The sequence below is a fragment of the Streptomyces sp. NPDC043876 genome (genome assembly GCF_056435825.1).
The window spans coordinates 314,026-335,042 of record NZ_JBWKDV010000003.1 but is presented as its reverse complement, the minus strand read 5'-3'; the positions used below and the strand labels follow the sequence as shown (position 1 = coordinate 335,042).

The window sequence follows — 21,017 nt, the reverse complement described above, 5'->3', positions numbered from 1 at the left end:
CGGTGCGGCCGGTGTCCCCCCGGAACCGCGACCCCCGTCCGACCGGAGGTCCGTGGCGGCTCCCCCGCCGCCGGCCCACGCCCATCACCACGCGCGGCACGGCCCCCGTCTGACGGAGTGCCTCTCCCGGCCGACCGCACCACCAGCACCCGCCCGCGTCCGACCGGCGCGCACAGCGCAATCGGTGTCCCGCAGAGCGCCGCCTCCCGCGGCCCGGCCCCCCACGGGCGACCGCCGCGCCACCGCCCGCGTCGGACCGCCACGCACCGCAGGACCGGCACCCTGCGGAACGCAGCCTCCCCGGTCGGCCGCAGCACCGGCACCGGGCCCGCCCTCTCGCGCGTCGACCACCGCGCACAGCACGGCCGGTGCCCTGCGGAACGCAGGCTCCCCCGTCCCGGCCCACCACGGGCGAGCGCCACGACACCGTCCGCGCCCGACCGCCACGCACCGCAGGGCCCGTATATCGCGTCCCCCGGCCACCCTGACGGCTTCCACGCCGCCCGCCCGAGTCCGATCGTCATGCGCGGCACAGTCAGTCCCCCCGCCCGGCCGGACCGCCCCCGGCGACCGTCGAACCATCACCCGCGCCCGACCGCCGCGCGCAGCACAGCCGGTATCCCGCGGAGGGCTCCCTCCCCCGTCCGGCCGCACCAACGCAACCCGCCCGCGTCGAACCGCCACGCGCGGCTGGGCCGGCGGTCCGCGGAACGCCGCCTCCCGTGCCCCGACCGCCCACGGGCGACCGACCGCGCCACCGCCCGCGTCGAACCGCTCCGCACGGCACGTCCGGTGGCCCGCGCCCGGCCGGACCACCCCGGGCACCCGTCCGTCTTCGCCGCCGTGCGCAGCGCAACCGGTGTCACACCGTGCGGTCAACCCTGACCGGCAGCCGGTCGGGGCGCGGGGCCGGAGGGACGGCGCCTGGCCTCGGGCCCATCCCCGGCGGGCGCAAGGGATTCCTCGGATGCTCGCAACCGCCTTGCCGCGCAACGCTGTTGGCCATCCCCAGGACTCGGGCCGGCGGCTCTGCACGCGGTTCGGGTTCCGTGCCGCGGCAGCGTCCCGGCACGCCCCCCATGAAGGGAACCCCATGCGTCCTGTGCCCACCACGTACCTGCGCGCCGCCGTCACGGTGGTCGTCGCGGCCGCCGCGCTCCTCGGCGGGCCGGCGGCCCTCGCCGTCGGCGCCGTGCCCGCCGCCGCTCCCGATCCGGATCCCGCGGCCACCGCCACCGTCTCGCCGCTGGTGCTGGAGGCGATGCGGCGCGATCTCCACCTCACCGCCGCCCAGGTCCGCGACCGCGTCAGGGACGAGGCGGCCGCCGCGCGGGCGGCGACCCTCGTCCGGGGCCGGGTCGGTGACCGCGTCGCCGGGCTGTGGTTCGACCCGGCGACGGGGCTCCTCAACGCCGCCGTCACCGGCCCCGCCGACGCCGCGGCGGTGCGCGCGGCCGGAGCCGTCGCCCGGGAGGTGCGCCACGGCCGCGCCGAACTGGACGCCGCCGCCCGCGCGGTGACCCGTACCGTCGGCGCGGGCGTGCCCGGGGTGGTCTCCTGGGGGCCGGACGCCCGGCACGACCGCGTCGCCGTCACCGTGAACCGCGCCGAAGCCGACGCGTCCACCGACGCCTTCCTCGCCCGCCTCACCGGCCTGGGGCCGGTCGTGGAGGTCGTCGAGAGCGACGAGAGCCCGCGCCAGCAGGCAGACGTGGTCGGCGGCGAGAAGTGGATCCCCGGTACGGAGAGCCCCTGTTCCATCGGCTTCCCCGTCACCCGCACCAGCGGCGGGGCCAAGGCGTTCCTCACCGCGGGGCACTGCACCAACGACGCCGACCAGCCCGCCTACGGCAAGGACGGCACCCGCGTCGGCACCTCCAACCGGAACGGCACGGGCAGCGTCAACGCCCGGGAGGGGGACATGGGCATCGTCGACGTCGACCAGGCCGGCTGGAACGTCGTGCCCACCGTCGCCGGGTGGGGCCAGGGCGACGTCACCGTCACCGGCTCGGCGGACGCCGTCGTCGGCACCGCGATATGCCGGTCCGGGCAGACGACCGGGCTGCGCTGCGGCGAGGTCACCAAGGTCGACCAGAGCGTCGACTACGGCAACGTCGTCATCGACGGCCTGTCCTACTCCAGCGCCTGTTCTGCCGGAGGCGACTCGGGCGGCTCCTACGTCACCGCGAGCGGCGGCAAGGCGGTCGGCCTGCACTCCGGCGGCGGCAGCGCCACCTGCACTTCGGGCAGCGGGGAGAAGTTCACCATCTTCCAGCCCGTGAACGAGGCGCTCACCCGGTTCGGCGCCGGCCTGGTCACCTCGAACCCGCAGCCCGGGGCCGTCACCGTCGCCGCCGTGTCCGCGCAGAGCGGGGTCGTCGGCGCCCCGGTCGAGCTGCGCAACAGCGCGGAGGGCGGCACCGCCCCCTACACCTGGAGCGCCTCCGGCTTCCCCGCCGGACTCGCCATCGCCCCGGCCACCGGGACCGTCACCGGCACACCGACGGCGCCGGGCACGTCCACGGTGACGGTGAGCGCCACCGACCGGGCGGGCAAGGCCGGTTCGGCCTCCTTCACCTGGACGGTCACCACCGGCACCGGAACCGCCCCCGTCCTGCGCGACCCGGGCAGCCAGGTCGCCCGCATCGGCCGGCCGGTCAGCCTCGCCCTCCAGGCCTCCGGCGGCACGGCGCCGTACGCCTTCAGGGCGACCGGTCTGCCCGCGGGGCTGAGCGTCAACCCCGCCACCGGCGTCATCACCGGCTCCCCCACCACCTGGGGCTTCGGCCGCAGCACCCTGACCGTGACCGACGGCGCGGGCAGGTCGTCCTCGGTCGCCGTCACCTGGAACGTCTACTTCTAGGGACCGTACGCCCGTGCCCCCGTCCCGCCCCCGGCCCCGGCATCCCACCGCGGCCGGGGGCCCCGGTCATCCCGGGAACGCGGCGGTCGCCGCCACGAACATCCCGGCGTCGTCGAGCCACGGAAAGTGCCCCGCGCCGGGCTGGACCACGAGCCGGGCGTCGGGGAACAGGGCGGCCACGCGGGCCATCGCCGCGGGGGGCGAGTTCAGGTCGTGCTCACCGGCGAGCACGAGCACGGGCGCTGCGAGCCGGGCGAGCGCGGCGCGCGTGGCCCCGGGGTCGAAGGCTCCCTCGGCGGCGAAGACGGCCGCGGCCGCGGCGTTGCGCTGGCCCTCCTCCGCGCGATGGTGCGCGCGGGCCGCCTCGTCCCACCGGCCGTACCAGAACGGCGCGATGGCTTCGAAGGCGTCTGCCGTCGCCCGGCCGGCGATGATCGCTTCCAGGGCGGCGAACGCCTCGGGGAACCACGGCTCGTCCTTGCGCGGCAGCGCCGTCCCCAGCCGGTCGTCGGCGGTGACCTCGACGCCGACGGCCAGCACGCTCGGGGTGATCAGGGCGAGGCTGGCGACGCGCTGCGGATGGCGCGCGGCGTACAGCACCGCCAGGCTCGCGCCCGCCGAGTGCCCGAGGAGATCGACCCGGTCCAGGCCGAGGTGTTCGCGCAGGGCTTCGACGTCGTCGACGAGCCGGTCGCAGCGGTAGGTGCCGTCGTCCACCGGCCGCGCCGACCGGCCGGTGCCGCGCAGATCCGTGATGATCAGCCGCCGGTGCGCGCTCAGCCCGCCGAGGTCGCCGAGGTACACGGAATCCTGCATCGGGCCGCCGGGCAGGCAGAGCAGCGGCGGACCGTCGCCGCGGACGCGGTAGGACAGCGTGGTGGCGTCGGGCGCGGAGAAGGCGGGCATGGCGGAACTCTGTCAGCGGACCCCGGGCGGGGCAACCGTATTGCGCCCCACCGCCCCGGCGGGGGCAGCGTGGCCCGCCGGGCCGCCCGTGCGTGCCGTCTGACGTGGGACGTTGGCGACAGGCCCGGCTTGGGGAACCAGGTATTCCGCTTTTCTGGAGTACGGTCCTCGGCAGGGGGGCCGCGGCCCTCCTGCCTCCCCCGAGCATCTCCAGACATACCTCCGGGCTCCGCGAGCCGACGGCCCGGAGGAGGATCACAGGAGCGACCATGCCCGACAGCGACACCCTCGGTCCCGTCATCGCGTACCGCACGCTCGAGGCGGCGCCTGCGAGCGGCGCGCCCTTCACCGTCTCGCTCCAGCTCGGGACGCCGCACCCGGAGGGCGACCCGGACGGGGACTGGATCTGCCCCTGCCGGATCGAGGGCCTGGACGACTCGATGGTCTACGAGATCCACGGCGTGGACGGCCTGCAGGCGGCCGGCATCGCCATGAGCGTCCTGCAGAGCCAGCTCGAACACGCGGCCCGCGCGGCCGGCCTCACCTTCACCTGGGGCGGCGAGAGCGGACTCACCGCCGCGCAGACCTCGCCGTGACCACCGGGCCGCCTCGATCCGCGGGCCCGCGGCGGCGCCCCGGACGGCGCGTTACGGCAGCGGCGCACCGCGGGCGGTGAGCCACAGGTCGTACCACTCGTCGTGGGTGAGGTCGGGGTCCCGGCGCGCGGCGTCGGCGCAGGCGCGGATCCGCTCCGGTCGGCCGGTGCCCACGACGGGGGCGATCCGGGCCGGGTGGCGTTGCAGCCACCACAGCAGCACGGTCTCCGGTGTGGTGCCCTTCGCCTCGGCGAGGGAGCGCAGGAGGCGCGCCGTGGCGCGCTCCTGCGCGGTCTCCTCCCGCCCGGTGAACCGGCCCTGGGCCAGCGGGCCCCACGCCTGGAGCCGGACGCCGTGGGCCGCGCAGTATTCGAGTGTTCCGGTGGGGAATCCGTTCAGCGCGGCGGCGGGGGTGTTGACGAGGACACCGTCCTCCACCCAGTCGCGCCGCTCCAGGCTCATCTCCAGCTGGTTGACGGCCAGGGGGAAGTCGAGGTGGGCCTGGAGGGCGGCGATCTGGGCGGCGTTCATGTTGGAGACGCCGACGTCGCGGACGAGCCCCTCGCGCCGGAGCGAGGTGAGCGCCGCGGCGACCTCCCGCGGATCGGCCAGGGGGTCGGGGCGGTGCAGGAGCAGTACGTCCAGCACGTCGGTGCGCAGCCGGCCGAGGCTCTCCTCCACCCGTCGGCGGATGGCCGTACCGCGCAGGTCGTAGCGGCCGGGCCGGTCGCCGTCGGCCAGCCGGATGCCGCATTTGGTCTGGAGGGTGACGCGGGCGCGCAGCCCGGGCGTGCGGGCCAGCACCTCGCCGAAGACGGCTTCCGCCTTCCCGTGCCGGTAGATGTCGGCGTGGTCGAAGATGCTGATCCCGCTCTCCAGGGCCGCTTCGATCACCGCCTCCGCCTCGTCGATGTCCGCGGGGCCGTACGGTTCGGTGCCCCAGCCGCCGCCGAGCGCCATGCATCCGTACACGACCCGCGCGGTGTCCACGCCGTCGGGGACGGCGGTGCTCCGCTTCGGGCCCGGGCCGGTCGTCTCCGCCGCTGCGTCCGGTGCGGTTCCCTCGTTCTGTGGCATGCCGACCACCCTAATGGGCGCGGGTGTTCAGGACGCGGGACGGCCGGCGAGGGCGTGCTCGACGGCGTCCACGCCGTGGATCAGGTCGCGGTTGAGGGCTTCGTCGGAGGCGAAGTCGCGGGTCATGTCGACGTAGTACCCGTCGGGCAGCGTCGATTCGGCGCGGGACAGGTCGGCGCCGAGGCGGATCAGCCGTTCGACCGACTGGCGGGCGGGCAGCTCGGACAGCGCCAGCGCCCGGTACAGGCCCTCCTCGCCGTCCGGTCCGGTCGGGGACACCGCGCGCAGGGCGTGGCCCAGGGCGCGGACCCGGAACCGGCCCAGCGCGAGGGCCAGATCGATGCCCTCGTAGGACGTCTCGACCGGTGACAGCTGGTCGTCGTCCAGCCACGACGCGAGGTGGCCCGCCCGGCGCGCGGCTTCCTCGCCCGGGGCGCCGACGGCGGTGAAGACGGCGCTCGCCCGGCTGATGTCCCGGGTCAGCGCGACGGCGTACCCGCGGGCGTCGTCCGCCGGGAAGTCGACGCCGGAGTCCCGGTACCACGACGCCTCGGCGTCCTTGCGGAACCGGTCGGCGTGGAAGGCGAACAGGGCGCCGAGGCGCACGGCGGCGAGCTCGGCCGCGGGGACGTGCCCGCTCGGCGCGGCCGGGTCGTCGCTCGGGGCCAGGCCGGCGGCGTAGGTGCGCAGCGGCGCCTCGGGGCCGGGGCGGGGCGCCAGGGCCGGGGCGGGCGGGGAGGGTGCGGCGCAGGGCGGGACCGGGAAACCCGGGTCGATGCCCCAGGCCCCCGGGAAGGCCCGGGCGGATCCCGCGTCGAGCCGGGCGGATCCCGCGTCCAGGTCCAGTGCGCCGTCGAGTACGGAGGCCAGTTCGTGCAGCGTCGCGGTGAGCCGGGCGGTGAGCGCCTCCTCGGTGGGCGCGCCCAGCAGCCGCCCGACGGAGCGCAGCGTCCGGTGCACCTTGGCCGTCGGCAGGAGCAGTTCGTAGCCGATCTCGCCCGGTGGATATCCGGCCATGGTGAGCGCGACGATCCGGCGCCGCCGCGGCTCCAGCCCGGCCAGCCGCCCGGCGACGTCCCGCCACGCGCCGGACGCGGACGCCTCCCACGCCCCAGCGGGCAGCAGCGGACCGGGGCCGAGGAGGGAGCCTGCGGCGAGGAGCGGACCGGCGGCGGGCGGCGAGCCGGGAGCGAGCGGCGGGCCGGGGGCGGGCGGCGGACCGGCCGGATCCGCCGCATCGGACCGGTTGTTGGCGAGCGCCCCGCAGCGCTCCAGCCGGCCGAGCGCGACCCGGTCCGTCCAGGCGGACAACTCCCGGCCGCGGTCCCGGGGTTCCCCGCGTCCCCGGGCCGGACGCGCCACGTCATCGGCGCCGGTCGCCGGCCGGGCCGCGGGCGCGTCGGCGGCCACCCACTCCCGGGCGGCGGCCATGGCGTCCTGGGCGAGGCGCGCCGCGTCTCCCGGAGCGGCGCCCTGCGCGAGCAGGAGCGCGACCAGCCGTGGGGTCCGCGCGCGGTAGAAGGCGGCGAACTCCGGCGCCGCGTCCGAGGATCCGTCCGGCACCACTCCCGCACCTCCCGTACGTCGGAGAACAGGAGCACGCTATCCCCCACCCTCGGGCCGGGGATCCGATCCGGCCAAACCCGTTCGGTTGCCGGACACTTACCCACCGAAAGGTATAGACCACTGCTACGTTGGTCGAGCAGACCGCGCAGTCCTTGACCACCCGTCCGAGGAGAAGCCATGCCCTCCCCTTCGCGGGGTGACGGCCCCGCCGTCATGCCCAAGTACCAGCGGATCGCGGCAGCGCTGCGGCAGGAACTGGAGCGCACCGCCCGCACCCCCGGTGCCACGCTGCCCTCCGAGCGCGTCCTGGCCGCCCGCTACCAGGTCAACCGGCAGACCGTCCGGGCCGCCCTCCAGCACCTGCGCGAGGACGGCCTCATCGTGACCGGCCGCCGCGGCACCCGCTCCGTCCTGACCGGCCCGCCGAGCACCCGCGAGCAGCGGCGGCCGTCCACCGCCCCCCGCACCCGGAACTGGCTGACCCACGTCACCGTGGCGCCCTCGCTCGCCGCCCTGCTCTCACTGCGCGGCGGCGAACGCACCCTGGTCCACCACCACCGCGCCCTCGGCCCCGCCGGGGAGATCCTGCACCAGGCCGTGACCTACTTCTGTCCGGCCGTGGTGGCCGGGACCCCCGAACTGGCGGACTACCGCGACCGCGCGGCGACGGTCGGCGACGAGGACCTGCGGCCCCTGCACCGGTGGCTGGAACACGCCGCGGCGACGGCCAGGACCGCCGAGACGATCACCATGACCCGCACCACGCCTCCGGCGGCCGCCGCACCGGCGCTCCTGCCGCCGACCGCCCCGGCCCCCGGCTCCCCGGTCTGCGGCCTGTCCGTACGCCGGACGCTGCACGACACCACCGGCCGGCTGCTCACGGTCACCGACCTCGCCTATCCCACCTGGGAGCGGCTGACCTTCCACCGCGACCTCCCGGCGCCCTCCATCCTCATCACCTGACGCCCGGACGGCGGGCGGCGGGCGGCGCCATGCGGTGAGGAGGCTCGTACGACCGCTGCGTACGGGCCCCTCACCGCACCCCGCGGGTACGGAACTGGATGCTGATCCGGGGGCCCACGGCGCGCGCGGTCTTCGGGATCGCGTGCTCCATGGTGCGCTGGCAGGAGCCGCCCATCACGACGAGGTCGCCGTGCCCGAGCGGGAGCCGCAGCAGGGTGGGGCCGCCGCCGCGCGGGCGGATGGCGAGGTCGCGCGGGTCGCCGACGGAGACGATCGCGACCATGGTGTCCTCGGTGGCGGACCGCCCGTTGCGGTCCCCGTGCCAGGCGACGCTGTCGCGGCCGTCCCGGTAGAGGCAGAGCCCGGCGGTGACGAAGGGTTCGCCCAGCTCGGGGGCGTAGTACCGGGTCAGCTCGTCCCGGGCGGCCTCCAGCACGGGGTCGGGCAGCGCCTCGCCGGCGCCGTAGAAGGCGAGCAGCCGGGGCACCTCCACCTCGCGGTCGTACATCTGCCGCCGCTCGGCCTTCCACGGCACCTCGGCCGCCAGCCGCTCGAACAGCGCGTCGGCCCCGGTCAGCCAGCCCGGCAGGTGATCGGCCCAGGCCCCGGCCCCGAGCCCGGTGCGCCGCAGCCCGCGGAGCGGCCCGAGCACCGCCTCGTCACCCTGGTCGAAGAGGGACCCCTGGAGTCCGTGGAGGTCGTGCATGGTTCCAGCCTACCGCGCCACCCGAAGACATGTTCGATTTACCGACCGCCCCCGAACCAGTGGCGATACCCGAACGAACGGTCCGGCACGCGCACCGGGTAACGGGGTCTCCTGATCACGTACGCTCGGCGGATGGCGAAGTATTTCGATGTGCACCCCGAAAACCCCCAGCAGCGCACGATCGGCAGCGTCGCCGACAGCATCCGTGCGGGCTCGCTCGTCGCGTACCCCACGGACTCCTGTTACGCGTTGGGCTGCCAGCTGGGCAACCATGACGGCGTCAGCCGGATCCGTTCGATCCGGCAGCTCGACGACCGTCACCACTTCACCCTCGTGTGCCAGAACTTCGCGCAGCTGGGTCAGTTCGTCCACGTCGACAACGACGTCTTCCGCGCGATCAAGGCGGCCACCCCCGGCAGCTACACCTTCATCCTCCCCGCCACGAGGGAGGTGCCGCGCCAGCTCCAGCACCCCAAGAAGAAGACCGTCGGCGTGCGCATCCCCGACCACGTCGTCACCCAGGCGCTGCTCGCCGAGCTCGGCGAACCGCTGCTGTCGAGCACGCTGCTCCTGCCCGACGAGCCCGAGCCGATGACGCAGGGCTGGGAGATCAAGGACCGCCTCGACCACGTGCTCGACATCGTCGTGGACTCGGGCGAGTGCGGGACGCAGCCGACCACGGTCATCGACTTCTCCAGCGGCGAGGCCGAGATCGTCCGGCGCGGCGCGGGTGACCCCAGCCGGTTCGAGTAGCAGCGGGCCGTCCCACATCCAGCCCCGCCGGCGATTGAGGCGCCCCCGGAGGGGAGGCCGTGCAGCCGCTCCGGGGGCGTACGGGCGACCGCGCCGACGGGCCGGTGCCGGCTAAGCGCGGCGCCCAGCCCCAGCGGCCGGCCGGCGATCAGCTCACCGCTTGTGCGCCCCTCCGTCCGCCCCTTGCCGCGGCGGATCCGGTACGAGGAACAGCTCGTCCGCGTAGCACCACGCCCACCGCTCGCCCGGCTCGGCCGAACGGGCCACCGCGTGCCCGGTGCTTTCGGCATGCTCCCACGCGTGGGCACCCGGCGAGCTGTCGCAGCAGCCGGTGTGCCCGCAGAGCAGGCACCTGCGCAGGTGGACCCACTTCCCACCCTCGGCGAGGCACTGCCCGCACCCCCGCGGGCCGGCGACGGGCCCGGCCACGGGGAGCCCGTCGAGATGCCCGCACCGTGCCTCCCGGGCCCGCCCGGCGTCGGGGGCGATCCTCCACCCGGTCATGGGACCTCCCTTCCGAACCCGCGCGTCCCTTGCCCCGCACTTCGCCCGCGGAGGCCCCTCCGGATGCCGCGACCCCGTGGCCACCCGCGCCCGTGCGTCCCCGCCGTACTCCGCGGGGAGTACGTCCGCACGCGCCGTCCGGCGGACGACGAGCCGCCCCCGGCCGACTAGCGTGGCCGCATGGCGGAGCGGCGGGCACAAGAACGGGAGCGCGAGCGGCGGGAGTACGGGCCCGGGCGCACGCGGCGTCGGACCGGCGCCGACGGGCCCCCGTGGCGGGCCGCGCTGGTCGTCGCCGTGGTCGCCCAGGCGGGCACCGGCTGGGCCGAGCACCTGCAGCCCGGCCGGCAACCGCTGGGCTGGGCCGGCCGCGCCCTGCTGCTGCTCGGCCCGCTGCTGCTCCTCCTGGCCCGCCGGTACCCGGTGGCCGTCGTGGGCGGCGTCTGCGCCGTCACCCTCGGCTACCTGGCGGCCGGGTACCCGTACGGCCCGGTCTTCTTCGGCGTGGCCGTCGCCTGCCTGTTCGCCGTTGCCGCGGGGCACCGGTACGCCGCGTGGACCTCCGTCGGGCTGCTCTGGGCGGGACACCTGGCCATCGCCCACTGGCTCTACCGGTGGCTGCCGCCCTCCGGGGACGGGCCCGCGTCCTGGGCGGGCGAGGGGCCGGTCATCGCGTGGGGCCTCGCGGTGCTCGCGGGGTCCGAGGTGGTGCGCGTGCGCCGGGAGCAGCGGGCCCGCGACCGGGCCGAACGGGCGCTGGCCGAGCGGCGCCGGGCGGACGAGGAGCGGCTGCGGATCGCCCGCGAGCTGCACGACGTACTGGCCCACAGCATCTCGGTGATCAACGTGCAGGCCGGGGTGGGGCTGGCGCTGCTGGATGCCGATCCGGAGCAGGCCCGTACCGCCCTGCGCACCATCAAGGAGGCCAGCAAGGAGGCGCTGGGCGAGGTCCGTCAGGTGCTCGGCACCTTGCGCGCGCCGGGTGCGGCGCCCCGTGCGCCCGCTCCGGGGCTCGGCCGGCTCCCCGAACTCCTCGCCCAGGCCGCCGCCGCGGGGCTCACCGTCTCCCTGGAGGGCGAGGCCGACGGCCGCGGCCTGTCACCGGGAACGGACCTGGCCGCCTTCCGGATCGTGCAGGAGGCCCTGACCAACGTGGTGCGGCACTCCGGTTCCCGCACGGCGCGGGTCCGTCTGGCCCGCCCTCCCGGCGCCCTGGAGCTGACGATCGACGACGACGGCCCGCCCACGGGCGGTAATCCGGGCGGCAGCGGCAGCGGACTGGCCGGAATGCGGGAGCGGGCCGCGGAGCGCGGTGGCAGCATCGAGGCCGGGCCCCGGCCGGACGGCGGCTTCCGGGTGGTGGCGCGGCTTCCGCTGGGGGGCGGCGCGGGAGGGGAGCGGGCATGAGCGCGGCGGAAAGCGGCCCGGTGGCGGCGGACGGGGGTACGGGGATGATCCGTGTTCTGCTCGCCGACGACCAGCAGCTCGTCCGGGCGGGTTTCCGGGCCCTGCTCGACGCCCAGCCGGACATCGAGGTGGCCGGTGAGGCGTCCGACGGGGCCCGGGCCGTCGAGCTGGCGCGCGCGCTGCGCCCGGACGTGGTCCTCATGGACATCAGGATGCCGGTGCTCGACGGGCTGGCCGCCACCCGCGCGATCACCGGGGATCCCGCACTGGGCTCGGTCAAGGTGGTCGTGCTCACCACCTTCGAACTGGACGAGTACGTCTTCGAGGCGATCCGCGGCGGCGCCGGCGGCTTCCTGGTCAAGGACACGGAGCCGGAGGAACTGCTGCGCGCGGTGCGCGCGGTGGTGGCGGGTGACGCCCTGCTCTCGCCCGGGGTGACGCGCCGCCTGATCGCGGAGTTCGCGGCGCGCTCGAAGGTGCCGCAGACCTCCGCGGCGGCCGGGGAACTGCACCGGCTGACGCAGCGCGAGCGCGAGGTGGTGGCGCTGGTGGGCATGGGGCTGTCCAACGAGGAGATCGCCCGCCGCCTGGTGGTCAGTCCGCTGACGGCCAAGACGCACGTCAGCCGGGCGATGGTGAAGGTGGGCGCCCGCGACCGGGCGCAGCTGGTGGTGCTGGCGTACGAGTCGGGGCTGGTCCGGCCGGGCTGGCTCGGCTGACGTACGACGGGCGGGGTACTCCCCCGGGGGTACGCGTACTGCCGCCGGGGGTACGACGACCGGGGCGCCCCGCCGGGGCGAGGCTCGGGGTGACGGATCAACCCCTTCCGAGGAGCGCAGTCGTGATGGACATGAACACCCTGGCGTACGACGGGCCCGGCCCGTGGATCCTGTTCTTCCCGCTCGTCTGGGCGGCCGTGATCTTCACCGTGGTCACGGTGCTGCGCCGCACCGGATGGCGCGGCGGGCGCGGTGGGCGCGGCCCCTGGGCGTCGGCCGGGCGCGCCCCGTACGGCGAGAACTCGCCGATCGCGATCATCGGCCGGCGGTTCGCCTCGGCCGAGATCGACGAGGACGAGTACTGGCGCCGGCTGTCGGTGCTGGACGAGCAGTTCGGCCGGGCCGGCGTCGACGGCCGCGGACGGGGCCGGGACATGCCCGTCTGAGCCGGTGATCAGGAAACGGCGAAGGAGCCGGGGCGCCGCGGTGGAGACCGCGGCGCCCCGCGGCCGTGCCGGGACCCGGCGGGGTCACCGCTCGCGCGCCCCGCCGGGGCGGGTCGCCACCAAGGCGGCGAAGGTCAGCAGCCAGGCCGCCAGCGCGATCCACAGCAGGACCTCGCCGAGCGGCCGCAGCCAGCCGACTCCGGTCGGGCCGGCCGCCGAGAGGCAGGCCGCGGCGGTCATGCCGAGCGGGAAGACGGTCGCCCAGCGCCGGATGTCGTAGCGCGGGCGCGGGCGGACCAGCTCGGCGGTCAGCAGGACCGCGTACCAGGCGAGCGCGAGGGCCAGGGTCACCAGGGTGGCGGTACGCAGGGCGGTGTGGGCCCAACCGCCCCAAACGGGTGACGCGGTGAGATGGGCGGCGGACAGTGCGCAGACGGCGAGCGCGCCGCCCGCGATCCAGTGGTCGCCCGCGCCGCGCGCCACCTCCCGGAAGTCGAACCGGACGAGAGCCTCGGCGTAGAGCAGCAGGCCGAGGCAGAACGCGCCGAGCGCCGCCCACGCCAGCCAGTCCCGGCCGCTGTCGGCGGCCACCACCGCCGCGAGGACGGACAGCGCCTGGGTGGCGACGCAGACGAGGAACGCCGCACCGAGCGCGCCCCGGCGCCAGTGCCGCAGGACCCCGGCCATGAGTGCGGGCCAGAGCAGCACGGCCAAGGCCAGCAGCGCGGCGGCGACCGCCCGCAAGCCCAGCGCGGACAGCCGCGCGCCGAGGACGGAGGTGGCGGCGACGGCGGTGAGCGCCGCCGGGGTGTCGGCCTCGGACCGGAAGCGCCCGCGGTCGCCGAACAGCCGGAGCGCGAAGTCGGTGGCCAGCACGAGCCACAGGACCGCGGCGACGGCCAGCGCGGCGAGCGAGGCCGCTTCCCGGCCGATCAGGTGCAGGCCGACCGAGATGATGCCGGCGGCCATGACGGCGGCGCCCGCCGCCGGGGGCAGGCCGGCCCACCAGCGGGGTCCTGGTACGCGGTTCACCCTTCCAGCGGACACGGCGGCCGCCCGGTGCGCGAACGCAGGGGGCCATTGGGGGCAACGCCTGGCCCCGCCCGTGAGGCGGGTGTGCGGGCCGGGCCTTTTGATGGCCTCATGGCGGACCATCGGCGGGACGAGGGGGCGGCCGGCCCGTCGGCCCTGACCAGGAGATCGACGACGCGGGCGGTACGGCGCTCCACCGGCCGCACCGTACGCTCCGGAGGCCCCGGACGCGCGGGACGGCAGCGGATCCCCACCGCGCCCGGGCGGTACCGAACGTACGCGGCGGGCGATGCGCGCGTGTCACCGCTGCTGCGCACCGCCGCCGCGCACGCCTGGCGGCTGCTGGTCGTGGCGGCCGTGGCCTACGGCGTCTTCGTCGTCCTGGGGCGCTTCCACGAGATCGGGCTCGCCGTCTTCCTCGCCCTCGTCGCGACGGCGCTGCTGCGCCCGGCCGCGAACGTCCTCGCCCGGTGGATCCCGCGGCCCCTCGCGGTGGCGTGCGTCCTGCTGGGCTCCCTCGTGCTCGTGCTCGGCGCGCTGGCGTTCGTGGGCGAGACGGTGGCGAGCCAGTGGAACGACCTCGTCGCGGAGTTCAGGGACGGGCTGCTGCGGATCGAGCCGTGGCTGGAACGGGCGCCCTTCCGCCTGGATCCGCACGCGCTCAGCGACGCTCAGGCCCGGCTCGGCTCGTACCTCTCCAGCCATCGGGCCACGCTGCTCGACACGGCCCTGAGCGGGGCGGGGCGGCTGGTGCAGGCGCTGACCGTGATCGCCCTGGCCCTCTTCTGCTCGGTCTTCTTCATCCACTCGGGCGACCGGCAGTGGGGCTGGTTCTGCGCCCAGCTGCCCCGGGACGCGCGGGAGCGGGTCGCGGTCGCGGGGCGGGCGGCGTGGCGGACGTTCACCGGGTACACCCACGGCATCGTGCTGGTGGCCGGGACCAACGCCGTGCTCGTGTGCATCGCGCTGCTGCTGCTCGGAGTGCCGCTGGCGGTACCGCTCGCCCTGCTGGAGTTCTTCGCCGCGTTCATCCCGCTGGTCGGCTCCCCGGTGGCGCTCGCCGTGGCCGCCGTCGTGGCGCTCGCCGTCAAGGGGCCGCTGATCGCCGCCCTGGTGGTCGTGCTGATCGTGGTCATCGGCCAGATCGAGGGGCACCTGCTGCACCCGCTGGTGATGAGCTGGGCCGTGCGGCTGCACCCCGTGGTGGTGGCGCTGTCCGTGATCGCGGGGGCCATCGCCGCCGGGGTGGTGGGCGCGGTGGTGGCGGTACCGCTGGTCTCGGTCCTGTGGTCGGTCCGCCAGACGCTGCGCGCCCCCGGCCCGTAGCGGGATCCCGCGCGGCTCCGGCCGTCACTTGCCCAGGCGGGCGCCCATCCACTCCAGGGCGGGCGGGATCTCCCGGCGCCAGGTGTTGAAGCCGTGGCCGCCGCTGTCGAGGGTGATCGAGGAGACGTTCGCGCGGCCCTTGGCCTTCTCGATGAACTCCCGCGTCGGCTTGAGGTTGGACTCGCCGATGAGGGAGGTGGTCACCAGGAAGGAGGACTTGCCCTTCGGCAGCTGCTCCAGGTTCGTCATCAGGTCGGAGCGCTTCTCCAGCTTCTTGTCACCGTGGAAGAGGTCACCGGACTGCGCGTCCACCTCGGGCTTGTAGTCGGCCGACAGGCCGACCGCCACCGAGTAGCTCTCCTGGTGCTGGAGCCCCATCTTCAGCGCGCAGTAGCCGCCGGTGGAGTCGCCGATGATGCCCCAGTTCCTCGGTCCGGTGCCGGTCCGGTAGGTCCGGGAGAGCGTCCGGGGCAGGTCGGTCCCGAAGAAGGTCTCCGTGGCCGGGCCGCCCGGGATGTCGATGCACTGCGAGTTGAACGGCACGACGGTGGGCCGCATCATCACCAGGATCATCGGCGGCATCTTCTTCTCCTTGGCCAGCGTCCACGCCGTCCTCGGGTAGCGCAGGTTGCGGACCAGGTTCTCGGCCATGCCCGGGTAGCCGGTGAGGACGACGGCGGCGGGGAACGTCCGCTGCTCGTTCCCCTTCTGGAAGTACTCCGGCGGCAGGTACACGTACGCCTCCCCGCCCTGCCGGGACTTCTCGCCCTGCAGCACGACCTTCTCGACCACCCCGGCCGAGCGGGGATCGGCGCTGCCGGGGACTTCGGGCTTCTGCCGGCCGAGGACCTTGACGGACGCGCCGCCGGGCGCCCCACCGCTCTGCGCGGCCTCGGTCTTCTGGCCGGCGAACAGGTCGCCCCACGATCCGTAGAGCAGGAAGGTCCGGTTCGCGACGAGTCCGACCGAGGCCAGGACCAGCACCTGCGCGGTGAGGATCAGGCCGACGCGCCCCAGCACGGCCCGTCCGCTGCGGCGCGCGAGCCGGGGCCACAGCCACACCGCTGCCGCGAACACCCCCACGGTGCCCAGCAGGACCGTCACCAGGAACGCGTTACTCATCAGACTCACGGATCGGAACTGCTCTCTGCGAGGGTGCGGGCCGGGCCGCGGGCCCGGGCGCACCCGCGTCGGTGCGCGTCAGGGTAGAGCGCCGCGCGGGACGATCCGTTCCACATCGGGGCCCCCGACTCGTCCGGGCGGGTGACGCGTACCCCTCGCTTCCCCGTGAAGTAAAGAATCATTGACATGAGGTCAAGCAGACCGTACGTTCCAGGTGTGTCAAAGATATTTTACATGGCGTGGGACGCCCCGCACGGGAACGGAGAGCGCACGTGTCGTTCGAAGAGAAGCGCGCCTGGACCACGGGGCTGGTGGCCGTCGCGGCGTACGCGGTCTACGTCGCCCTGGTGCTGGGCCGGGCGGGGGGCGGCTCCCCCGCCGCCGTGGCGTACGCACCCCTGATGCTGTGGTCGATCGGCGGGGCGATCGGGACCACGATCGCGGTCAACATCGCCGTCGGCATCGGCTCCCCGGGGAGCGGCCGCAGAACGGATCAGCGCGACCGGGAGATCGGCCGGTTCGGGGAGCACGTCGGACAGTGGTTCCTGGTCCTGGGCGGCGTCACGGCGCTGCTGATGGCGATGGCCGAGCTGGACTACTTCTGGATCGCCAACGTCGTCTACCTGGCCTTCGTCCTGTCGGCGGTGCTCGGTTCCACGGCGCGGATCGCCGCCTACCGGTGGGGGTTCCGGGGATGGTGAAGCCGACGGAGGTCACCAACAGCATCCGCGCCCTGCGGTTCGCGCACGGGGAGATGACCCAGGCCGAGCTGGCGGACCGCACCGGCGTGACGCGCCAGACGGTCATCGCGATCGAGAAGGGGCGCTACTCCCCCTCGCTCCAGATGGCCTTCCGGATCGCCCGCGTCTTCGGGGTCCCCCTGGAAGAGGTCTTCCAGTACCCGGACGACGAGGACGCGGCAGGCAGCGGCAAGACCACCGGCCCGGCACAGGGCACCGAAGGCGACCACGGGGACGGCACACGATGAAGGCCATCGTTCAGGACGCGTACGGCACGGCCGACGCGATGCGGTTCGACCCCGACGTGGAGCGGCCCGTGCCCGGGGACGACGACGTCCTCGTGCGGGTGCGCGCCGCCGGGGTCGACGCGGGCGTCTGCCATCTGATGACGGGAACGCCCTATCCGGTCCGGCTCATGGGCTACGGACTGCGGCGGCCCGGACAGCGCGTCCCGGGCATGGACCTCGCCGGGACGGTCGAGCAGGTCGGCGCGAAGGTGACGCGACTGCGGCCCGGCGACGAGGTGTTCGGGGTCGGCAAGGGGGCCTTCGCCGAGTACGCGTGCGCGCCGCAGGCGACCCTCGCTCCCAAGCCGCCCTCCCTGAGCTTCGAACAGGCGGCCGCACTGCCGGTGTCCGGGCTCACGGCCCTGCAAGCCCTGCGGAACGTCGGCCGGTTGGCGGCGGGGCAGCGGGTGCTGGTCATCGGGGCCTCCGGGGGCGTCGGATCGTACGCCGTACAGCTCGCCAAGGCGTACGGCGCGGACGTGACGGGGGTGTGCGGCACCGCCAAGGGGGATCTGGTGCGCTCGCTGGGCGCGGACCGCGTCATCGACTACACGCGGGAGGACATCGCGGGCGGTGCGGGCGCGGGGGACGGGGCCCCGCGCCGCTACGACCTCGTCCTCGACATAGCCGGGGGCCGGCCGGTGTCCCGGCTGCGCACGGTCCTCGCCCCCCGGGGGACGCTCGTGCTGGTGGGCGACGAGACCGGGGGGCGGTGGACCGGCGGGATGGGGCGGCTGCTGGGGGCCGCACTGCTGTCGCCGTTCGTCGGCCAGCGGTTGCGGCCGATGGTCGCGGCGCCCGGATACGAGGACCTGCTGGTGCTCGCCGAGTTCGTCGGGGCGGGGCTGGTGACCCCGGCCCTGGACCGGACGTACCCGCTGCGCGAGGCGCCGGAGGCCGTCCGGAGCCTGGCGGAGCACCGGGTCCGCGGCAAGTCGGTCGTCACCGTCGGACCGGCCGCGGCGGCAGGAGAGGCTCTCCCCTAGCCTTCCGCGTCCGGCTCCCCGCGGGCCGCCGGGAAGGTCTCGGCAAGCACCCCGTCGAACAGGGTGGTCACCTCCTCGGCGGACAGGCCCTCGTCCCGCGCCTCGCCCATCCACTCCGCGAGCCGCGCGCGCAGCACGGATCCGGGACCGGTCCCGGGGGTGACCAGGGTGCGGGTGATGAACGTGCCCGCGCCCTGGCGCACTTCGACCAGCCCGGCCCGCTCCAGCTCCCGGTAGGCCTTCAGCGTGGTGTTGGGGTTGACCTTCGTACTGGCCGCCACCTGCGCCGCGGTGGGCAGCTTGTCCCCTTCGACCAGGGCGCCCATCCGCAGCGCCTGCTCCACCTGCGACACGATCTGGAGGTAGGTGGGCAGACCTGCCCGGCGTTCGATACGGAACACGACCACGTGGTCCTGCCTCCTCGCTCGTCGTTCGGTTGCTGCTGTCGCATGCCGGCGCGTGCCGTTCGCGCTAGCGCGGGAACCGGCGGTTCCACCACAGGGCCAGGCCGGTCGCGCCGGCGGCCAAGGCGAGGTAGATCCCCGCCTCGGTCCACTGCATGACGGCCATCTGGTCGTAACTGAAATACTCCCAGACCGAGTTGACGATGCCGAGTTTGGCGCGGCAGGCGTCCGGGGCCGCGTCGTGCACGCAGGTGCCGAATCCGTAGAGCTTGCCGGAGGCGGTGCTCACCCACTGGTCCGTCTGCACCGCACGGTCGAGCACGGGGTAGTCACCGCCGAACGGGTACGTGATGCGGTGCGGGGTGGCCAGCCGGAACCGGAACTCCTGGAGCCCGAGGGTCACCGCGGAGGCGGCGAAGTAGGTGAGGGCCATCGCGGCCACGGTGCGCCGCACCACGACGCCGATGGCGATGCCCAGCGCGGTGGTGAACAGCGTCGTCGCGACCAGGACCGGCCCGGTGGCGCCGAAGACCGACCCCTGGAGCCAGTCGCCCGCGCCGAAGGGGGCGATGGAATGCCACCACCAGGTGTGCAGCGCGCTCAGCGTCCCGGCGCTGACGACGGCCAGGACCAGGGCGAAGAGCAGTTTCCAGCGCAGCCACTGCCCGCGGGTCACCGACTGGGTGGTGACGAGGCCCGCCGTGCCCGCTTCCCGGTCCGCCGCGATCAGCGGGGCTCCGAGGAAGACACCGAGGAGGACGGGCAGCTGGGTCAGGTAGGCGCCGTAGCCGTTGAAGTCGTTGCCGACCCGGTTGGAGACTTCCGAGTCCTTCAGGGCGCCGGGCCAGCCGGCGGCGTGCAGGACATCGAGCATCGCGCCCCGCTGGTAGACGATCGCGGCGGCGCCGAGGACGGTCAGCGCGACGACGGCGATCAGGACGGTGCGGTGCTGGCGCGCGACGAGCCAGGCCAGACCGCGCAGCCGGCCGGGGCGGCCCGGGGCGGTTCCCTGGCGGGCGGGTCCGTGGTCGGTGGTGTGCCGGGTGAGCGCGCTCATGCCGCGCCTTCCTCTCGGTGGGTGGGAACGGCGGCCGGGGACAGCAGTGCGGGCGCCTGCGGCGAGCGGAGGTAGGCGAGGAGGACTTCCTCCATCGCGGGTTCGAGACGCTGCCAGTCGCCGCTGAGGGCTCCTTGGCGCCGCACCATCGCGGTGAACTGCCGTCCGGCTGTGCGGGCTTCGATGACGGTGTGGTCGTGGAGCGCCGCGGGCAGCTCCCCGTCCGCGGTCACCCCCGTGACCACGGAGTGCATGGCCACCAGTTCGTCGGCCTCACCCGCCATGCGGACCCGGCCGTCGGCGAGGACCAGGACGTAGTCGCACATGCCCTCCAGCTCCGCCAGGATGTGGGAGGACATGACGACGGTGGTGCCGTGTTCGGCCGCCTCCGCCATCAGCAGGGCGCCCATCTCGTCGCGGGCCACCGGGTCGAGGTCGGCCAACGGCTCGTCCAGCAAGAGGAGTTCGGGGCGCTTGCCGAAGGCGAGCGCGAGGGCCACGCGGGTGCGCTGGCCGCCCGAGAGCCGGCCGGTGCGGGCGGTCGTCTCGATCCGGCCCTCCGCCACGATCCGCTCGGCGGTGTCCTGGTCCCAGCCCGGGTTGAGTTCCCGGCCCATCCGCAGGTGGTCCGCGACGGTGAACCGCTTGAAGAGCGGCTTGTCCTGGGCCAGGTAGGACCAGCGGGGCATCCCGGCGGGAGTTCCGGCGGGGACCCCGAAGATCCGCAGCTCCCCCTCCGTCGGCCGGTCCAGCCCGGCCGCCAGGCCCAGCAGGGTGCTCTTGCCCGCACCGTTCGGCCCCACCAGGGCGCAGACCCGCCCGGCCGGGATCCGGAACGAGCAGTCCCGCAGCGCCCATCCGCGCCGGTACTTCTTTCCCAGGCCGTCTGACTCCACGGCCCACCGGGCACGTGCCGTGCCGGAAGTGGTCATGTTCCGCACACCCCCCTTTCCATCAATCCACTATGTGACTAGTGGATTGATGATGGAGTCGGCCGATCTCTCCTGTCAACCTCCCCCCGGGACGAACGTCCAGGTGGAGGGCGGACGGGCGGCCGGGGCAGGGCTCCCGCAGGGGCGTGCCCTAGGCTCCACGGCATGAAAATCAGCATGGAACTCACTCAGATCCGCCTGCTGGTCACGGACTTTCCGGCCTGCTACCGCTTCTACCGGGACGTGCTCGGCCTCACCCCGCAGGCCGACGACGAGCGGGGGCCCTACGCCAAGCTCTCTCCCGACGGCGGCAGCGCCGCGATCGCCCTCCACGACCGGTCCCTGATGACCGCCGTGGTCGGAGCGCTCGCGGACGCGCCCGCCGGCCACCGGGCGCTGATCGCGCTCCGGGTCGACGACCTCGACGCCGCGCACGCCGAACTCGCCGCGCGCGGCGCCGCGTTCCTGCGGGAGCCGGTCGCACTGGGCGACCGGCTCCGAGTGGCACACCTCGCGGACCCCGAGGGCAACCTGGTCGAGCTGCAGGAGTGGACGCGGGCGCTCCCGGCGTAGGCCGCTGCGACCCGGCGGACCGCCGCCCCGGGCGCCGGGTCACGCTCCGTGA

Annotated in this window: 22 protein-coding genes; 12 read left to right on the top strand and 10 right to left on the bottom strand. The window is 75.1% G+C overall.

What is annotated here, in order from left to right; translation table 11 throughout:
• The first annotated feature begins 1,093 nt into the window (after positions 1 to 1,093).
• Positions 1,094 to 2,863: a putative Ig domain-containing protein gene (locus tag AC0693_RS10920; protein ID WP_478801536.1), complete on the top strand. Its 1,770-nt coding sequence runs from the start codon at positions 1,094 to 1,096 to the stop codon at positions 2,861 to 2,863.
• 66 nt (positions 2,864 to 2,929) lie between these two features.
• Here the strand turns inward: AC0693_RS10920 and AC0693_RS10915 are convergent, their stop codons facing one another.
• A complete protein-coding gene (locus AC0693_RS10915; RefSeq protein WP_478801535.1) occupies positions 2,930 to 3,769 on the bottom strand; it encodes an alpha/beta fold hydrolase in 840 nt (279 codons plus the stop codon).
• Positions 3,770 to 4,038: 269 nt separating this feature from the next.
• On the opposite strand from AC0693_RS10915, the gene AC0693_RS10910 reads away from it, so the two are divergent.
• Positions 4,039 to 4,365, top strand: coding sequence for a DUF6968 family protein (locus tag AC0693_RS10910; protein ID WP_468466285.1), 327 nt, complete (start codon positions 4,039 to 4,041; stop codon positions 4,363 to 4,365).
• 51 nt (positions 4,366 to 4,416) lie between these two features.
• On the opposite strand, the gene AC0693_RS10905 is transcribed toward AC0693_RS10910, so the two are convergent.
• Both AC0693_RS10905 and AC0693_RS10900 read right to left on the bottom strand, forming a co-directional pair.
• Positions 4,417 to 5,442, bottom strand: a complete 1,026-nt coding sequence (locus tag AC0693_RS10905; RefSeq protein WP_478801534.1) for an aldo/keto reductase — start codon at positions 5,440 to 5,442, stop codon at positions 4,417 to 4,419.
• Between the two features lie 27 nt (positions 5,443 to 5,469).
• Positions 5,470 to 7,005, bottom strand: coding sequence for a hypothetical protein (locus tag AC0693_RS10900; RefSeq protein ID WP_478801533.1), 1,536 nt, complete (start codon positions 7,003 to 7,005; stop codon positions 5,470 to 5,472).
• Between the two features lie 180 nt (positions 7,006 to 7,185).
• Between AC0693_RS10900 and AC0693_RS10895 the strand changes: the two genes are divergently transcribed.
• Positions 7,186 to 7,971: a GntR family transcriptional regulator gene (locus AC0693_RS10895; protein ID WP_478801532.1), complete on the top strand. Its 786-nt coding sequence runs from the start codon at positions 7,186 to 7,188 to the stop codon at positions 7,969 to 7,971.
• Positions 7,972 to 8,041: 70 nt separating this feature from the next.
• On the opposite strand, the gene AC0693_RS10890 is transcribed toward AC0693_RS10895, so the two are convergent.
• Positions 8,042 to 8,677 (bottom strand): alpha-ketoglutarate-dependent dioxygenase AlkB, encoded by a 636-nt coding sequence (locus AC0693_RS10890; RefSeq protein WP_469315804.1) that lies wholly within the window; start codon positions 8,675 to 8,677, stop codon positions 8,042 to 8,044.
• 132 nt (positions 8,678 to 8,809) lie between these two features.
• Between AC0693_RS10890 and AC0693_RS10885 the strand changes: the two genes are divergently transcribed.
• Entirely contained in the window at positions 8,810 to 9,430 is a 621-nt protein-coding gene (locus tag AC0693_RS10885; RefSeq protein ID WP_356416120.1) for an L-threonylcarbamoyladenylate synthase, read from the top strand.
• A gap of 153 nt (positions 9,431 to 9,583) precedes the next feature.
• Here AC0693_RS10885 and AC0693_RS10880 read toward each other — a convergent pair whose 3' ends face one another.
• Positions 9,584 to 9,934, bottom strand: coding sequence for a UBP-type zinc finger domain-containing protein (locus AC0693_RS10880; RefSeq protein WP_478801531.1), 351 nt, complete (start codon positions 9,932 to 9,934; stop codon positions 9,584 to 9,586).
• Positions 9,935 to 10,114: 180 nt separating this feature from the next.
• On the opposite strand from AC0693_RS10880, the gene AC0693_RS10875 reads away from it, so the two are divergent.
• The 3 genes from AC0693_RS10875 to AC0693_RS10865 all read left to right on the top strand — a co-directional run bounded on the left by AC0693_RS10875 (position 10,115) and on the right by AC0693_RS10865 (position 12,506).
• Positions 10,115 to 11,341: a sensor histidine kinase gene (locus AC0693_RS10875; RefSeq protein WP_478801530.1), complete on the top strand. Its 1,227-nt coding sequence runs from the start codon at positions 10,115 to 10,117 to the stop codon at positions 11,339 to 11,341.
• Between the two features lie 44 nt (positions 11,342 to 11,385).
• Positions 11,386 to 12,060, top strand: coding sequence for a response regulator transcription factor (locus AC0693_RS10870; protein WP_356416126.1), 675 nt, complete (start codon positions 11,386 to 11,388; stop codon positions 12,058 to 12,060).
• Positions 12,061 to 12,191: 131 nt separating this feature from the next.
• Complete coding sequence (locus AC0693_RS10865; RefSeq protein ID WP_478801854.1) at positions 12,192 to 12,506, top strand: SHOCT domain-containing protein; 315 nt, start codon at positions 12,192 to 12,194, stop codon at positions 12,504 to 12,506.
• 84 nt (positions 12,507 to 12,590) lie between these two features.
• Here the strand turns inward: AC0693_RS10865 and AC0693_RS10860 are convergent, their stop codons facing one another.
• Positions 12,591 to 13,538: a tellurite resistance/C4-dicarboxylate transporter family protein gene (locus AC0693_RS10860; RefSeq protein WP_478801529.1), complete on the bottom strand. Its 948-nt coding sequence runs from the start codon at positions 13,536 to 13,538 to the stop codon at positions 12,591 to 12,593.
• Positions 13,539 to 13,835: 297 nt separating this feature from the next.
• On the opposite strand from AC0693_RS10860, the gene AC0693_RS10855 reads away from it, so the two are divergent.
• Positions 13,836 to 14,864 carry an AI-2E family transporter gene (locus tag AC0693_RS10855; RefSeq protein ID WP_469315800.1) on the top strand — a complete coding sequence of 343 codons (1,029 nt, stop codon included), beginning with the start codon at positions 13,836 to 13,838 and terminating at the stop codon, positions 14,862 to 14,864.
• A gap of 24 nt (positions 14,865 to 14,888) precedes the next feature.
• On the opposite strand, the gene AC0693_RS10850 is transcribed toward AC0693_RS10855, so the two are convergent.
• Complete coding sequence (locus tag AC0693_RS10850; protein ID WP_478801528.1) at positions 14,889 to 15,986, bottom strand: alpha/beta hydrolase; 1,098 nt, start codon at positions 15,984 to 15,986, stop codon at positions 14,889 to 14,891.
• Between the two features lie 272 nt (positions 15,987 to 16,258).
• Between AC0693_RS10850 and AC0693_RS10845 the strand changes: the two genes are divergently transcribed.
• The 3 genes from AC0693_RS10845 to AC0693_RS10835 are packed head-to-tail and all read left to right on the top strand — an operon-like array spanning position 16,259 to position 17,999.
• Positions 16,259 to 16,687: a hypothetical protein gene (locus AC0693_RS10845; protein ID WP_478801527.1), complete on the top strand. Its 429-nt coding sequence runs from the start codon at positions 16,259 to 16,261 to the stop codon at positions 16,685 to 16,687.
• Positions 16,681 to 16,974, top strand: a complete 294-nt coding sequence (locus AC0693_RS10840) for a helix-turn-helix transcriptional regulator (protein ID WP_468466357.1) — start codon at positions 16,681 to 16,683, stop codon at positions 16,972 to 16,974. The genes AC0693_RS10845 and AC0693_RS10840 overlap by 7 nt, the downstream gene beginning before the upstream one ends.
• Positions 16,971 to 17,999, top strand: coding sequence for an NAD(P)-dependent alcohol dehydrogenase (locus AC0693_RS10835; RefSeq protein WP_478801526.1), 1,029 nt, complete (start codon positions 16,971 to 16,973; stop codon positions 17,997 to 17,999). Before AC0693_RS10840 ends, AC0693_RS10835 begins: the two co-directional genes overlap by 4 nt.
• On the opposite strand, the gene AC0693_RS10830 is transcribed toward AC0693_RS10835, so the two are convergent.
• The 3 genes from AC0693_RS10830 to AC0693_RS10820 form a co-directional block, all read right to left on the bottom strand.
• On the bottom strand, positions 17,996 to 18,406 hold the full coding sequence (locus AC0693_RS10830) for a GntR family transcriptional regulator (RefSeq protein ID WP_356413218.1): 411 nt from the start codon (positions 18,404 to 18,406) through the stop codon (positions 17,996 to 17,998). The two genes, AC0693_RS10835 and AC0693_RS10830, sit on opposite strands and share 4 nt — an antisense overlap.
• A gap of 64 nt (positions 18,407 to 18,470) precedes the next feature.
• Complete coding sequence (locus tag AC0693_RS10825) at positions 18,471 to 19,460, bottom strand: ABC transporter permease (RefSeq protein ID WP_478801525.1); 990 nt, start codon at positions 19,458 to 19,460, stop codon at positions 18,471 to 18,473.
• On the bottom strand, positions 19,457 to 20,401 hold the full coding sequence (locus AC0693_RS10820) for an ATP-binding cassette domain-containing protein (protein WP_469315796.1): 945 nt from the start codon (positions 20,399 to 20,401) through the stop codon (positions 19,457 to 19,459). The genes AC0693_RS10825 and AC0693_RS10820 overlap by 4 nt, the downstream gene beginning before the upstream one ends.
• Positions 20,402 to 20,569: 168 nt before the next feature.
• Between AC0693_RS10820 and AC0693_RS10815 the strand changes: the two genes are divergently transcribed.
• Positions 20,570 to 20,965 carry a VOC family protein gene (locus AC0693_RS10815; RefSeq protein WP_478801853.1) on the top strand — a complete coding sequence of 132 codons (396 nt, stop codon included), beginning with the start codon at positions 20,570 to 20,572 and terminating at the stop codon, positions 20,963 to 20,965.
• Positions 20,966 to 21,017: the final 52 nt, after the last annotated feature.